Here is a 14020-nt window from a genome sequence, read left to right as displayed (position 1 = left end):
AAACCTTGAATTTATCGATTTCATGTTATATTTATAATTTTTCAAGCATCTCATAACTCAATGTACGAAATACCTGACAATAATTTTGGAATCCATCCTGACCAACAATATAAATATTGGGCATGTAGTCCAATCTTTTTTTTGAATACATAATACGTTCCAAGCCATTATCTATAGCTGTATGATTACTTAAAGCCACATCTACTTTTTTACAGATTGCTTCACTTATAAAGTAATCCAATGACTTGAGATATTGTTTCACTTCGTTCTTTGTCCAAGGTGGTGTCGTTCCTCCCCATAATGCTGCCATATGCATTTTCCCCTTTTCTTTTACAGGGAACATGTAACTTAGTCCTCCCGGAGTATGACCAGGAGTACCATAAACATATATTGTTTTATCACCTAATGTTACAGCATCACCATCCTGGATATAAATATTAATCTTATAATCTTTCCACGTTTCCGGTCTGCCAGGTTTTGTTGGATGCTCGCTCCAAAAAATATCATCCACTTTAGAAAGATATGTATCAACATGATATTTTTCAACAAACCATTTTCCGCATCCAGTATGATCAACATGGCCATGTGTCAGGACCAGTTTTTTTATTGCAGCGGGATCCCAGCCAATATCTTCAATGGAATCTATTATTGCCTCAAAAGCTTCTTTTGCCGGCCAAATAGCGTCTATTACTATCAGCCCATCACTTGTTTTCAATACAAAACAATTTGTCTGCTTTTGTGCAACAATTAGCAAATCATCAAAAATCTTAGCATGTATGAAAAATGACATATCTTCCATTTCTCTGATTGTTTCTTTTGTAAAAACTGGTTTATTTAATCTATTCATTTAATATACACTCCTCTGTACAGTAATAATTTTATAGTTGCACAGAGGATAAGCGATTTCTTGGATGCATACGAAAAAATATCTTCATAACTTCACCTTCTCTACAAAATTTAAAATTTGTGACTACCTTAAACTTCTATTTCAAATCCATATTCACACAATATAAGATTATCATCGATTCTTTCTTCATAGATTCCATCTATCTGTCTAAATCCATTTTTTAAATACATGTTTACGGCTGGTTTATTTATATCCACAACGAAAAGCCTTAAATATTTAGCATTTTTCTGCTTAGTGAGTGCAATAGCATGCTTAAGCATTATACTGCCAATCCCTCGTCTTGAATAATCAACATTAACTCCAAAACGGTCAAGATATAATGCTTTGTTATGGGCATTTCCCCATTTCATATAACTTTCTCCAGCATTTGATTCACATAATGCAAACGCTGCAACTATATCATCATGCTCCTCGACCAATAAATAAAGGCGATTATTTTTAATATCATCGCTAAAAAACTCACACGGATAGATTTCGTCCCAAATCGGTATATTGTTTCTTATCATATCATCAATTATATTTTCATACATAGCTTTGAGTTTCGATAAGTCGTTGATATTAGCCAATCTTAAATCCATTTTTTCCCTCCAGAGCTGAACTAAAAATTAGACTAGAAGTTCATTTTCGACATTACTAATCACCTCAATGTAAATTGAATTCTCGCAATTGACATTTTTTGTCTTTCTCAATTGTTTTAATTTTTGTGATAATCTCATAATTAAAATTTCCTTTCTTAACCTATTCAATTTTCAAAGAATATCTTTTTTAACTAACTTAAAGAATCAACGTAATCCTTGGCTTCTTTTAAACCAGCTCCAGTCACCATTCTATATTTTTTAATTGCTTTAATCTTCTCTCCTCGAGAAACAAGTTCTTTCAATTCTTCAATAATTTCCTCTTTCAATTCATCACAAACGCCAACACATTTAGAAATCTTATTTAATTTTGAATTCATAAGATTAACTTCACTTCGTAATTGATTAATTTCTAAGCCCATAAGTATTACTATCAAAAAACCTACTAAAGCAATTCCATCACTCATATGTGCCCTCCTTAATTTTTAATAATAAAATCACAATAATCTTACTACTGTGAATTAGTTCATAAATAAATTATACCATTTAATATAATGTACTCATCCTTAAAATATAAAAACAAAACTGCTCCCCCTTAGTATCTAAAAATACAGAAACTATCGACATACCAACACTTTTTTAAAGAAGATAAAAAAGAACTACTTTACTATCTCAAGGCTAAAAAAGTAATCAGAGATAATAAAGACACTTAGATTTGAAAAAATAAGCACTATCATCACCGTAGTCTAAGAATATTGTACAATTAGTTGGAATTTCTAAACCAGTAACAATTTGATATACTGAATTAATCTAAATAAAAAATACATTCCTAGAGATACAACTACTGCAATCAATCCTGAACAAATTACTAATAACGCTTTTTGGTATGGGCGTTTTGCAATTTCACAACTCTTTTCAATTTGATCAAGTTTTTTTCCCTCCGTAAAAGCTATGATTTCTCTGTATGTCTGAACGTCATGGGTTTTCTTTTGCTTTTCAATACACCTTGCATAATACATCGTAATGCCAAATAGCACTAACCAGATTGCAACTCCAATAAAATTAAGGTAAAGAAATAGTGGAATGACCAATATTCCTGTTGCCATAAGCAGTACAGTAAAAATCATACCATCACGGTTAAATTTTTTGATGTCCTCTATTTTAATTTCTTCTTTCATTTCCTCCAAATCTCCTTTAACTAGAATATCAAGAGAAACACCAAAGAGAGTGCTTAATAGTACCAGGCTATTTATATCAGGATAGTTCTTACCGTTTTCCCAGTTTGAAATTGTCTGCCGCGTTACAAATACTTTTTCAGCCAAATCCTCCTGCGATAATTTTGAATCGAGTCTATATTTTTTTATTTGTTTGCTAATGTCCACTTTGATATTCCTCCTGCTTACATTCTATCATTCGGAGCGTGTTCATGCTATCAAATCTATTTTACATCACTACTTTTTAATATGTAAAATGGATTTTACATGCCATTTTATTGCACTATAAGTGTGTATTAAACAGTCGAGTAGACTTACACCTCACAATGTAAGCCCCTCACAGAATCCGTACGTGCGGCTTTCCCGCATACGGCTCCTCATAATAACATTCACAGTTAAAACAGTTTAAAATATATCTTTGGTCTTGCTAGCGGATAATACTTTAGCATTTCTGTATATCCATCCCAACAGTAACTTTTCTTATCACTTCGTCTGTTAAGAGTCTTACATAGAAATTTCTGTACTCTATGCAAAAAGTTTGTTATCATCTTACCATTGAAAGATACGCCATAGTACGAGAATAGCCTTAGATTTATCTGTATCTAATATTTTCCCATTAATTTTGTTTGTCATCTTTCAACTCCCCTTTACTCTGATTTTTAGGCTGCTTTTGATTCAACAGTTCACTCAACTTCTTTATGAATTCCTTTGAAAATACTGAATTATCCATAGCCTGTTTCATTAATTCAAGCAGTTCTTCTTCCGTCACATCCAGTGACCTTGGAATATATCTCTGCGGTGTCAATGTTGTATCTCTGTATAGGCTAAACCTTATTTCTTCTCTCTCCTTGGCCTTTACAAATATCTTCTCAATACAATAATATTCTTCATCTGATATTTTCCCCTGGCTGAATATCTGACAGTATTTAGTATCCTTTATGATTTTTCTACCATATTTACTCCCCTTCCATTAAAAATATTAAAAAACCTTAATCACTGGCAAAAAACAGCAATTAAGGCTTTCTAGTTTTTCAGGTAGAAAAATAACCACCCAATCTCTTTTTTTAATTCGAGATTAGGTAGTTATCTGTTATCTTCTATCCAATTTTTTACTTCATTATCCATGTTGTTCTTTAGCAAAAATATGCTCAAGACATATTCGTTGTTGCAAACTATGCATCTACTCTCCAGTTTATCTTCTCCTATAGGCTGTTCATCAATCCACTCCGGAACTGCTCCCAAAAGTCCATTGTCTCCTGGGTTCAGCCCTATTTGTTCCAAGTCCCAGACATTGTCTCCATCTTCAATGTATACAATTATTCCACAATCCTTTAGTGAAAACTCATCTATTGTCTTTCCTTCTGGCTTGCCTATGTTGCTGTATACATTATTGAAATATTCCTCAATTTCCTGAAGTACTTTTCTATTTATTTGTGATTTCTTCTTCAGCAGCTCAATATCTCTTAGTGTTTTGATAATTCTCATATTACCATCCTCCAAATATAAAAAATAAAGCATTCATTGACTTTAGTATCATCAACAAATACTTTTCTTTTTTATAATATATATTTAAAGTAACACATAATACAAACTGTAGAATTATTCTATTAGACATGCTATAATTTACTGGTACAATTGAATACGTTGCATGTGGGCTACTGGTATCACTCATCCCTGCTGAAGGGAGGTGATACAATGAGTAATGACATCTTAATGTTACTTTTTGAAGCAGGATTATTCCTCATTTCATTGTTAACATTTATAGTTTTACTTATTAAAGAAATAAAAAAATAGTAGTCCCACCTCGCAATTGGAGACTACTATTTTATATAAACATTAAATAGTTATACCAGTTGCCTAAGCAACTAGATTGTACACTACAGGATGTTACCAGCATCCTGTTTTTATTTTCTCTCTTTGTATTTATATTATAACACATTTTATGATTTAAAATCATATTTTTATAAAAATTTTCATTCATATTATTTTAAACATATCCCTTTAACCCGCTCATATCAACACATTGAACAAAAAAGCTACGTCATTTATGGTAAGGTTCTCCTTTCAATATCCTAAATCCCCTGTAAATCTGCTCGAGAAGCATTACCCTGAAAAGCTGATGAGGGAATGTCATCTGTGAAAAACAGAGCCTATAATTGGCTTTATATAAAATTTCCCTGGAAATACCGAGGGAGCCCCCTATTACAAAAGCAATGCTGCTGTTTCCCTTTAAAGCAAGATTCCCAATAAACCTTGAAAATTCTTCTGATGTAATCATATTTCCATTTAAATCAAGTACTACTATATACATATTGCTATTTATATGTTTTAGTACCCTTTTTCCCTCTCTGTCTTTAATAATTTCTTTATCCTTTTCCGAGGCATTATCAGGAACTTTTTCATCTTGAAGTTCTATTATAGTTATTTTACAGTATCTGGATAATCTTTTGGTATATTCTCCTACTGCATCCTTTAAGTATTTTTCTTTCAGCCTTCCAACTGTAACCAATGTTATATTCATATTACCCTCACCTGCATATAAAATATTACAAACACAATTACCAAAAAATAATAGAAAGCCCCTTAAAAGGACTTTCCATCATAAAATTACATTTTTCTTAAAACAAATACTCATTTGTTCAATTCAAAATAAAATAATCAATTATAATGTTAGTTACTATGATATCACATTGAATTAAATTTTACAATACAAAAATTTTGTTTATAATGCTATTTATCTGTTTCAAGTGTTTCTTTTAATGATTCCAGAACACCTTTTAAAGCCTTGTTAGCCAATTCCTCAATATCATCCATAACTTCCTCTTTGCTCTTTATTCTATCAATATATATATTCAATTCATCAGCATGTAGATTTTTTACAACTTTAATTATTGAATACTCTACTTTATCGTCTTTTAAGATTATCGTATCACCTGGCTTGAGATTAAAATACATATCATTGTCCGATTTTATGCTCTCATAAGGTTTCAATACATCCCCTGAATCATAATCTGAAACCATATAAAAATTTACCGTAGTATCCACTTGCTCGTCCTCCTTTTACTGATTTTTCATCCTGATATTTTCAGTACTTAGTATATTACTTTAGACTTATAAGTGTTACTGAGATAAATTATCTATGAATTTTCATCTTTTTTGTCCTTGAAGAATAGGCTCTTGAATTTGTCATATAATTCATCCACTCCGGGGCTTTTATCATACTGAACCTTTTTCTTCTTTCTGGTAATTAAAAATGATGCCGCAAATGCAGTTATGGGTATTGCAAATATGAGCCCTATACTTCCTGCAAGTGCCTTAAGAACTTCTGCCGCTATTACATCCTGATTTATGGCAGTGGATATGGATGTTGTATATGAATAGGAAGCTATCATTATCATAAGGTACATGGCACCACCAGCATAGGCAAGTATAAGCGTATTTGACATGCTTCCCATAATGTCCTTTCCTACATTCATTCCTGACTTCACAAGTTCCTTCATGTTCATATCCTGTCTTGCATCCTTTAACTCCTTTATTGCAGATGCAATTGATATGCTTGTATCCATAACTGCTCCCAATGCTCCCATTATTATTTCAGCAAACAATAAACCCGAAAAATTGAAATTTGCATTTTGTACAGTATATATTATGGTCTGCATTTCATCATCAGTAAGTCCGCTCACTCTTAAAATTGAATTGGAGAACAGCGCTATGGCACCAGCAATCACAACCCCACCTGAAGTACCTATAATTGCAGCCAGTGTTTTCTCATTTCTGCCGCTTATTATGGTGAGATTTACTACAATCAAAAACAAACATATTGCCGTAGCTACAAAAATAGGATTAAATCCCTGCATTACAAGGGGAATAAGTACCTTTACTATGGCAAAACCGGTTATTGCAAGGGTTATTACGGACTTAAACCCCTTAAATCCTCCAATGACAATAAGCAGAATTACAAACACTGCACCTAGTTCATATAAATATCTGTATCTTACAATTTCATATATATATGCACTACTTGGATCTCCACTTTTGTATTTGTCTATATTTACAAGTACATTGTCGCCTACTCTTGCAAAACTCTGGGTATTGCTGCTTTCATCATTTATTTTTCCACTTACTGAATTCTGGACTGTAATTACCTTACCCTTCATTTCTCCCGAGGTTATCTTTACATCTACATATAAATATCTTATTGAATTTTTCTTCAAGGATTCCGATGTATTATGTATCTTGACAACTTTACCGTGAACCGGCTTATTTTCTGAACTACTGTTTGTAGAAGATGCAATAACCCCGGAAGATATAAACAGTACACTCACTACTGCAACTAATATGGCAATGATTTTTTTACTTAACCTAAATATTGGAGTCACCTTCCCAATTATTCTATATAATCTTTATCTTTCCGTCCTGTGCATCTATAATTGTATTATTACGAACATCTTCATCAAATAATACTCTGTCCACAAAGTAAGGTTTTATTTCCTGATTCACTATCCTTATTATCTCTCTTGCACCATATTCCATGGATATTCCCTTTGATGCCAGAAAGTCATAACATCTTTCAGTAATCTCTACATTTATTCTCTTTGTCTTGAGCTTATCTTCGAATTCACCCAGTACTTTTTTGGCAACTAGATAAGCCATATTCTTGTCAATGGCATTAAATACTATAATATCATCAAGCCTGTTTCTGAATTCAGGTGAGAATGCTTTCTCAACGGCATCATCTATGGCATCTCTTTCCATAACCCTGTTCCCAAATCCCACAAGTGGCTTTCCGACAGATCTTGCACCTGCATTGGACGTCATTATGAGTATGACATTTTTAAAATCAGTTTTTCTTCCGGTATTGTCTGTAAGTGTAGCATAATCCATAAGCTGAAGAAGTACATTTAATACGTCAGGATGAGCTTTCTCTATTTCATCGAGAAGCAGAACACAATAAGGAGTCTTTTTTATAGAATCCGTCAGCAGTCCGCCTTCTTCATATCCTACATAACCTGGAGGAGAACCTATAAGTCTGGCTACGGTATGTTTTTCCTGATATTCACTCATATCAAATCTTATAAGTGGAATTCCCATTGCTTTTGCAAGCTGTTTTGTTATTTCAGTTTTTCCAACACCTGTGGGCCCTACAAACAGAAGGTTCGCAATTGTCTTGTTTTCATCATTAAAACCGGCTCTTGATCTTTTTATGGCTCTTGTCAGTGAAGTTATAGCCTTATCCTGGCTGAATATTTTATTTTTAAGAGTAGTTTCCAGATTTTTTAATATGGCACATTCATCCTTGGATACACTTTCCTGTGGGATCTTTGCAATCAAGGAAACTGTTTTCTCTATATCTTCTTTTGAAATTAATATATTGTCATCAGTTTCCGAATGGAGTCTCGAATATGCTGCAGTTTCATCTATTACATCTATAGCTTTATCCGGGAGGAACCTATCATTTATGTATTTTGCAGAAAGCTCCACTGCAACACTCAAGGCATCCTCAGTGTAGGTTACATTATGAAATTTCTCATACTGACCCTTGATACCAGTAAGTATTTTATAAGTTTCCTCTATAGATGGCTCAGGAACTTCTATCTTTTGAAATCTTCTCGACAGGGCTCTGTCTTTTTCAAATATTTTTTTATATTCATCATAGGTAGTAGCCCCTATAAATTTAATCTTGCCGCTGGTTAAAAATGGTTTTAGAATATTTGCTGCATCAAGTGAACTTCCAGATACCGATCCTGCACCTATTATTGTATGTATTTCATCTATGTACACAATGGATTTATCCTGTTTTTGTATTGTGTTCAATATATTTTTTATCCTCTCTTCAAAATCTCCCCTGTATTTTGTACCTGCAAGTATTGATCCCATGTCAAGAGAATATATCCTGCTGTTTTTCAGTTTTGAAGGTACTCTGTCATCTGCAATCAACTTTGCAAGCCCCTCTGTGATGGCAGTTTTCCCTACTCCCGGTTCACCTACATGGATTGGATTGTTTTTTGTTCTTCTTGTCAATACCTGCATGGTTCTGTTTAATATTTCGTCTCTTCCAATTAGTGGGTCAATTTCTCCTTTTCTGGCTTTTTGAGTAAGTTCCACCGTGAAATCCTCCATTTTGATATTTGCGCTCTGAAGGTCACTTTCAAAATTGTATTTTGACTCATTCTTTTCATTGTATTCTGCACCCTTTTCAGAGATTCCATGAGTTATATAGTTCAATATATCTATTCTCTTTATTCCCTGCTTTTTTAAATAGTAACTGGCAAAACTTTTCTCCTCGTCATATATGGATATGAATATATCCCCCAATCGTATGACTTCCTTTTCAGAAGCAAGGACATGTTCACCTGCAGAAGTAATTATATTTTGAAGAGAAACAGTTTCAACAGGCTCCCCTTTGTCGATAGTATCTATGTGATCATTGAAATACTGCATGAGATCCCTTTTTATATCCTGTACATTACCACCGCATCCTTCTATAATATCTATTCCTTCTAAAAAGAACAGAGATGCATATAGAATATGTTCGGGAGTAAAATATTCGTGTTTACAGTATTTTGCCTCGTCATAGGCAGCATTTATAATTTCATTTACTATTTTATCCAGTTTCATAAGCTATTCCTCTTCCATACTAAATTTCAGTGGAAATCCACTGTTTTTTGCCATATCCATAGCCTGAATCATTTTCGTTTGAGCTATATCATAGCAGTAGATTCCTGCAATTCCAATCCCCCGTTTATGTACATCATACATTATCCTAGTAGCCTCTTCCAGCTGTTTCATAAATATCTTCATCAAAACTTCAATTACAAAATTCATGGTAGTATAATCATCATTATATATAACAACTTTGTATAATCTAGGTTTCTCCAACTTGATTTTGGATTTTGTATCTTCAGTAGCTTTAACTTCCAAACTCATTTAAAAACAACTCCGAAATAATTTATTTTAGAATTATTTTAGCACAATTCATACTAAAAGTGTACATGTATGAACTAAAATAAAAACTAGTTATAAATATATTGAAAATAAAGTATACATAAATTAGTAATATCAAAAGTTTAATAAAGCTATGTGGTGTTTAAAAACTTATATAGCATGTATTGTAACTATATTATAAGATTACCCGCTTTATATTCTTGTAAATTTATGATAAAATATTAATAGTTGTTGAATATACAATCAAAGACTAATTAATAAGGAGCTAAAAATATGGAAAATCTAACCGCTTTTGCAGTAAGTGTTCTGCAAATTACTCTTCTGGATATAGTATTAAGTGGTGACAACATAGGTGTTATTGCACTTGCCACCAGAAATCTACCAAAAAAGCATGCAAAAGCAGCCTCCCTGATTGGAGTTATTGCTGCTGTAGTTTTAAGGATAATATTTGCCTGCCTGATAACTTACATTTTGGTAATAGAATGGCTTCCCATAAGACTTATAGGGGGAATTATATTAATATATATCACTTTTAATTTTATAAAACCCGAACAAAAAAATGGTGACAATAATGATATACATATAAACTCTTCGAATAAATTTATGGGCGCAATTCTCAGCATAGTAGCTGCGGATGCAACCATGAGCCTGGATAATGTCCTTGCAATAGCCAGCGTTGCAGACGGGAATACCATACTTATAATATTTGGTCTGATTCTGAATATACCTATTATATTTTTCGGCAGTCAGTTTGTAGCCACTCTAATGAAGCGATATCCAATAGTTACCTATATAGGTGCTGCCGTGCTTGCACATACATCTTTCAAACTGGTTTTTGAGGACAACCTGACTAAAAATCTCTTGTCATCCACTATGGTAAATATAATAAGTTATGGTGCCGCCATATTGACTATAGCTTATGGAATCTATAGCATAAATAGATCAAGAAACTACTCATTTAAAGAATACAGAGAATATGAAAAACAAAAAGAGAAAAAAAGAAAAGTAAATTAGAAGGAGATTGATGCATGATTTTTAAAACATACATCAATCTCCTTCTCCATACAAATCCCTATATACTATTTCAAATACCTCAAGTGCCTCCTCTATCTTGTTTTTCAAAAGATATTTTCTATGCTCAAGTTCTGCATTTCCTATATCCGTCAAATAATATATCTTCTGCATTTTTTTATTTGAATCATCCCATCTGCCTTCCACCATATTATTTTTCTCAAGTTTTTTTAAAATCGGATAAATTCCACCTGTACTTGGAATCCACCTTCCATCCGTTCTTTCCCCGATTTTATGTGATACTTCGTTTCCATTGGTTGGTCCCAGACTTAAAATGTACATAACATACAAAGGAAGAAGCCCTTTTGTAAATACCTGACCTACTGATTCACGCTCTTTTTTTATTTTTTTTAGATTCTCCAGCTTTTTTTTGTACTCCCTGTACAACATCTTCTCCTGTTCTTTGGTACTTTTAGTAAATTTAGGCCTATCCATTGCAAATTATTCTTCTTCAAAAAGCAGCATTCCGACAAGACCAGGTCCACTGTGGGCTCCCGCCACCGGGCTTATAGAGCCGCAAAACTTTGATGAAATTATATTGGAGTGTCTCTTCACTCTTTCAAATACATTTCGTGCTTCCTCAAGTGCAAACCCATGCACGACATATAAGTTGCATTTTTTCATATTCAAAATTTTATATGCTATTTCTATCATTCTGTTTAGAGACTTCTTTCTTCCTCTTACTTTATCATATGTATAATATTTTCCATCACTACTGTCCACGGATATAATAGGCTTTATATTTAAAAGTTCACCTATAGTTCCAGCAACTTTTCCAATTCTTCCTCCTTTCTTTAAATATTCCAGGGTACCGACTATAAAAAACAAATTTATCCTCTTCTTTATGGATGGAATGCTTTTTACTATATCATCAAAATTCATTCCTTTTTCTATTAACTTCGCACATTCCATAATTATAATACCCTCTCCAACGGATATGGACTTGGAATCAACTATATGAGTTTTTATATTTGGATGATTTCCACTTACAAGCTTTATTCCATTATAAAATCCTGTTAAACCACTTGACAAAGTTACAATTATTGCATTGGTATATCCTTGTTTTTCAAGAAGACTAAATGTATTTTCCATTTCATCTACAGGCGGTATGGACGATGTTGGAATTTCTATGTGTAAATTCTTGTAAACATAATCAGGATTTATATCTATCTTGTCTCTGTATTCTCTGTCTTTATATATTATTCTATAATGCATTATGTAGATATTATATCTTTTTACTATCTCCTCCGGCAAATCGCTGGTTGAATCCGTTATCAAAGCTATTTTTTCCAAAACTATTCCTCCCAAAACTAACAGACAATTTTAATAAATATTATATTTAATTATATCATCTTTCATTTATATATCAATAGTGATATATAGCATTATTGATATATAAAATCAAAGCAAAGAGTGGGACTTTATGGCCCCACTCTTATATTATAAATCCAGCTTGTTCTCCAGAAGATAGGCTGTAATCCAGAATGTAACAACCATGATTACTATACTGGATATTACCAGGGATACATTTACATCTATAAAATCATTTGAAGTTATAAACAGATCTTTAGCCTTTGAAGATACTACACTCAGTTTTAATGTCTGCGGAAATAACTTCATTAAAATGTCCTGCAATTTTCCCTCAACCACTGCCAGTATTATAAATATAACAAAGCTTCCTACTTTACCAAACTTTTTATTTTTAATTGCAACCTTGCTTAAAGTTATTGCAAGATATACCGTAAGAAGAAAGATCATATAAATTACAAATGAACCTAAAATGGACAATATAATAAAACTGGCACTTAAATTTTTTATAACCAGATCAAATATCCTTCTTACATCAAACACGAATCCTGAGGTTACCTTTAATATATTAATCCAGATCAGTATACTAATCAATGAAACTACTGCTACTGCGAGTACCTGTACAATAGATGTTATAACCTTGCTTCCAAGAATTGTATACCCACTTTTGGGAGTTGTAAACAGGAGATATCCTGTATCCTCATACATGTCCCTGCTAAACACTCTTACATTCCATATTATAGCTACAATACCTGCTACAAAGCTTATTGCCATACTCAATCCAAGTATTGCATCTGGACCCCAGTTGTTTATTTTAATTGACAATGCCAGATTCAGAAGTACCATGGCACATATCATTATGATAAAATCCTTATAATAGCTTTTTACATCATATTTAACAAGATTAAACATTATTTGAATACCTCCCTGTATATTTCATCTATTGATTTACCACGTTCTGACCTGAGTTCTTCGGCATCACCGGACAATATTTTTTTTCCTTCCGATATAAAGATAACATCATTAAACAATCTTTCTATATCACTTACAAGATGTGTTGTTATGAGTATTGAACTTTCCTTGTCATATATATTCAGTATGGCATCAAGTATTTTTTGTCTTGTGGTAGGATCAACACCTCCAAGAGGTTCATCAAGTATATACAATTTTGCGTTTCTTGAGAGAACCAAAGTCAAATACAGTTTTTCACTCATTCCCTTTGAAAGTGTCTTCACTCTGCTATCCATATCAAGATTCATAAATTCAAGAAGCTTTACGGCTTTTTCATAGTCAAAATCCTTATACATGTCATTAAAAAAATTAATGGCATCCTTTATTTTCATCCATTTGAACAGATAATCTTTGTCAGGAAGATATGAAACTTCTGCTTTTGTAATAATTCCAGGTTTATTATTATCTATAAGTATTTCTCCTGAACTCTGCTTCAATATTCCAGCTGCAATTTTAAGAAATGTTGTCTTTCCACTTCCATTCGGTCCAAGAAGGCCAACTATCCTTCCTTTTGCTATCTCTATATCCAGTCCATCCAGGGCTTTTTTATTAAAGTATATCTTTTTCAAATTTGAGCATTTAAGCAAAGTTTCCATCTATTTGCCCTCCTCTTCAGTATTTTCATTTTCAATCTTGTCCTTGACTATACTAACTATTTCCGAATTTGTAAATCCTATATTTCTCATTCCATCTATAAACCTTTCTATTATTTTTTCTGCCATTTCTTCTTTCAATCTTTTCACCATACCCACATCCTCTTTAACAAAATTTCCCATTCCCCTCTGAGTATATGTAATACCCAGTCTTTCTAACTCCTGATAAGCTCTTTGAATAGTATTCGGATTAACTTTAAGTTTTTCAGACATCTCCCTTATAGATAGGAGCTTGTCACCTGGCTTTACTTCAGCAGATACTATACTTCTTTTAACTCCATCCATTATCTGCTTGTATATAGGTATATTAGGATCAAATTCAGTTTTCATACTGCA

At 32.7% G+C, this 14020-nt stretch carries 18 protein-coding genes; 2 read left to right on the top strand and 16 right to left on the bottom strand.

Annotation, left to right across the window (positions count from 1 at the left end; genetic code table 11):
- Nucleotides 1–31: 31 nt before the first annotated feature.
- The 6 genes from LKE46_RS03215 to LKE46_RS03190 form a co-directional block, all read right to left on the bottom strand.
- Complete coding sequence (locus LKE46_RS03215) at nt 32–847, bottom strand: MBL fold metallo-hydrolase (protein WP_291718390.1); 816 nt, start codon at nt 845–847, stop codon at nt 32–34.
- Nucleotides 848–975: 128 nt separating this feature from the next.
- Nucleotides 976–1485 carry a GNAT family N-acetyltransferase gene (locus tag LKE46_RS03210; RefSeq protein ID WP_291718389.1) on the bottom strand — a complete coding sequence of 170 codons (510 nt, stop codon included), beginning with the start codon at nt 1483–1485 and terminating at the stop codon, nt 976–978.
- Nucleotides 1486–1676: 191 nt separating this feature from the next.
- Nucleotides 1677–1949 (bottom strand): ribosomal protein L7/L12, encoded by a 273-nt coding sequence (locus LKE46_RS03205; RefSeq protein WP_291718387.1) that lies wholly within the window; start codon nt 1947–1949, stop codon nt 1677–1679.
- A 309-nt stretch (nt 1950–2258) separates the two neighbouring features.
- Complete coding sequence (locus tag LKE46_RS03200; RefSeq protein WP_291718385.1) at nt 2259–2864, bottom strand: helix-turn-helix domain-containing protein; 606 nt, start codon at nt 2862–2864, stop codon at nt 2259–2261.
- A gap of 448 nt (nt 2865–3312) precedes the next feature.
- A complete protein-coding gene (locus LKE46_RS17660; protein WP_363316096.1) occupies nt 3313–3501 on the bottom strand; it encodes a hypothetical protein in 189 nt (62 codons plus the stop codon).
- 278 nt (nt 3502–3779) lie between these two features.
- Entirely contained in the window at nt 3780–4181 is a 402-nt protein-coding gene (locus tag LKE46_RS03190; protein ID WP_291718383.1) for a hypothetical protein, read from the bottom strand.
- Nucleotides 4182–4391: 210 nt separating this feature from the next.
- Between LKE46_RS03190 and LKE46_RS17655 the strand changes: the two genes are divergently transcribed.
- Nucleotides 4392–4490, top strand: a complete 99-nt coding sequence (locus LKE46_RS17655; RefSeq protein ID WP_017752159.1) for a putative holin-like toxin — start codon at nt 4392–4394, stop codon at nt 4488–4490.
- Nucleotides 4491–4737: 247 nt separating this feature from the next.
- Here the strand turns inward: LKE46_RS17655 and rlmH are convergent, their stop codons facing one another.
- From rlmH to LKE46_RS03165, 5 genes are all read right to left on the bottom strand, one after another.
- Nucleotides 4738–5217: a 23S rRNA (pseudouridine(1915)-N(3))-methyltransferase RlmH gene (rlmH, locus tag LKE46_RS03185; RefSeq protein WP_291718381.1), complete on the bottom strand. Its 480-nt coding sequence runs from the start codon at nt 5215–5217 to the stop codon at nt 4738–4740.
- A gap of 209 nt (nt 5218–5426) precedes the next feature.
- Entirely contained in the window at nt 5427–5741 is a 315-nt protein-coding gene (locus LKE46_RS03180; RefSeq protein WP_291718379.1) for a hypothetical protein, read from the bottom strand.
- Between the two features lie 92 nt (nt 5742–5833).
- The gene (locus LKE46_RS03175; RefSeq protein WP_291725542.1) at nt 5834–7066 is read right to left on the bottom strand and encodes a YibE/F family protein; all 1233 of its coding nucleotides are present in this window, start codon (nt 7064–7066) and stop codon (nt 5834–5836) included.
- A gap of 22 nt (nt 7067–7088) precedes the next feature.
- Entirely contained in the window at nt 7089–9314 is a 2226-nt protein-coding gene (gene clpA, locus LKE46_RS03170; RefSeq protein ID WP_291718377.1) for an ATP-dependent Clp protease ATP-binding subunit ClpA, read from the bottom strand.
- Between the two features lie 3 nt (nt 9315–9317).
- Nucleotides 9318–9623: an ATP-dependent Clp protease adaptor ClpS gene (locus LKE46_RS03165; RefSeq protein ID WP_291718375.1), complete on the bottom strand. Its 306-nt coding sequence runs from the start codon at nt 9621–9623 to the stop codon at nt 9318–9320.
- A gap of 291 nt (nt 9624–9914) precedes the next feature.
- Here LKE46_RS03165 and LKE46_RS03160 point away from each other — a divergent pair, with 291 nt between their 5' ends.
- Nucleotides 9915–10655 (top strand): TerC family protein, encoded by a 741-nt coding sequence (locus tag LKE46_RS03160; RefSeq protein ID WP_291718373.1) that lies wholly within the window; start codon nt 9915–9917, stop codon nt 10653–10655.
- 33 nt (nt 10656–10688) lie between these two features.
- Here the strand turns inward: LKE46_RS03160 and LKE46_RS03155 are convergent, their stop codons facing one another.
- From LKE46_RS03155 to LKE46_RS03135, 5 genes are all read right to left on the bottom strand, one after another.
- Nucleotides 10689–11147: a PadR family transcriptional regulator gene (locus tag LKE46_RS03155; protein WP_291718371.1), complete on the bottom strand. Its 459-nt coding sequence runs from the start codon at nt 11145–11147 to the stop codon at nt 10689–10691.
- 6 nt (nt 11148–11153) lie between these two features.
- Complete coding sequence (locus LKE46_RS03150) at nt 11154–12005, bottom strand: DegV family protein (RefSeq protein WP_291718369.1); 852 nt, start codon at nt 12003–12005, stop codon at nt 11154–11156.
- Nucleotides 12006–12152: 147 nt separating this feature from the next.
- Nucleotides 12153–12932 carry a hypothetical protein gene (locus tag LKE46_RS03145; RefSeq protein WP_291718367.1) on the bottom strand — a complete coding sequence of 260 codons (780 nt, stop codon included), beginning with the start codon at nt 12930–12932 and terminating at the stop codon, nt 12153–12155.
- A complete protein-coding gene (locus LKE46_RS03140) occupies nt 12932–13627 on the bottom strand; it encodes an ABC transporter ATP-binding protein (RefSeq protein ID WP_291718365.1) in 696 nt (231 codons plus the stop codon). Before LKE46_RS03140 ends, LKE46_RS03145 begins: the two co-directional genes overlap by 1 nt.
- Nucleotides 13628–14014: a GntR family transcriptional regulator gene (locus tag LKE46_RS03135; RefSeq protein ID WP_291718363.1), complete on the bottom strand. Its 387-nt coding sequence runs from the start codon at nt 14012–14014 to the stop codon at nt 13628–13630.
- Between the last annotated feature and the right edge of the window lie 6 nt (nt 14015–14020).

This window comes from Clostridium sp., from assembly GCF_022482905.1.
In the GTDB taxonomy this organism is placed as follows: domain Bacteria; phylum Bacillota; class Clostridia; order Clostridiales; family Clostridiaceae; genus Clostridium_B.
Note: the sequence above shows the minus strand (reverse complement) of the source record. Positions and strands in the feature narration are given on the sequence as shown.

What these genes read in the sequence shown, in the direction of transcription:
- LKE46_RS03135 (WP_291718363.1), bottom strand. Translation starts at nt 14,014, where the DNA reads ATGAAAACTGAATTTGATCCTAATATACCTATATACAAGCAGATAATG.
- LKE46_RS03145 (WP_291718367.1), bottom strand. Translation starts at nt 12,932, where the DNA reads ATGTTTAATCTTGTTAAATATGATGTAAAAAGCTATTATAAGGATTTT.
- rlmH (WP_291718381.1), bottom strand. Translation starts at nt 5,217, where the DNA reads ATGAATATAACATTGGTTACAGTTGGAAGGCTGAAAGAAAAATACTTA.
- LKE46_RS03215 (WP_291718390.1), bottom strand. Translation starts at nt 847, where the DNA reads ATGAATAGATTAAATAAACCAGTTTTTACAAAAGAAACAATCAGAGAA.
- LKE46_RS03155 (WP_291718371.1), bottom strand. Translation starts at nt 11,147, where the DNA reads ATGGATAGGCCTAAATTTACTAAAAGTACCAAAGAACAGGAGAAGATG.
- LKE46_RS03210 (WP_291718389.1), bottom strand. Translation starts at nt 1,485, where the DNA reads ATGGATTTAAGATTGGCTAATATCAACGACTTATCGAAACTCAAAGCT.
- clpA (WP_291718377.1), bottom strand. Translation starts at nt 9,314, where the DNA reads ATGAAACTGGATAAAATAGTAAATGAAATTATAAATGCTGCCTATGAC.
- LKE46_RS03160 (WP_291718373.1), top strand. Translation starts at nt 9,915, where the DNA reads ATGGAAAATCTAACCGCTTTTGCAGTAAGTGTTCTGCAAATTACTCTT.
- LKE46_RS03190 (WP_291718383.1), bottom strand. Translation starts at nt 4,181, where the DNA reads ATGAGAATTATCAAAACACTAAGAGATATTGAGCTGCTGAAGAAGAAA.
- LKE46_RS03140 (WP_291718365.1), bottom strand. Translation starts at nt 13,627, where the DNA reads ATGGAAACTTTGCTTAAATGCTCAAATTTGAAAAAGATATACTTTAAT.
- LKE46_RS17655 (WP_017752159.1), top strand. Translation starts at nt 4,392, where the DNA reads ATGAGTAATGACATCTTAATGTTACTTTTTGAAGCAGGATTATTCCTC.
- LKE46_RS03205 (WP_291718387.1), bottom strand. Translation starts at nt 1,949, where the DNA reads ATGAGTGATGGAATTGCTTTAGTAGGTTTTTTGATAGTAATACTTATG.
- LKE46_RS03165 (WP_291718375.1), bottom strand. Translation starts at nt 9,623, where the DNA reads ATGAGTTTGGAAGTTAAAGCTACTGAAGATACAAAATCCAAAATCAAG.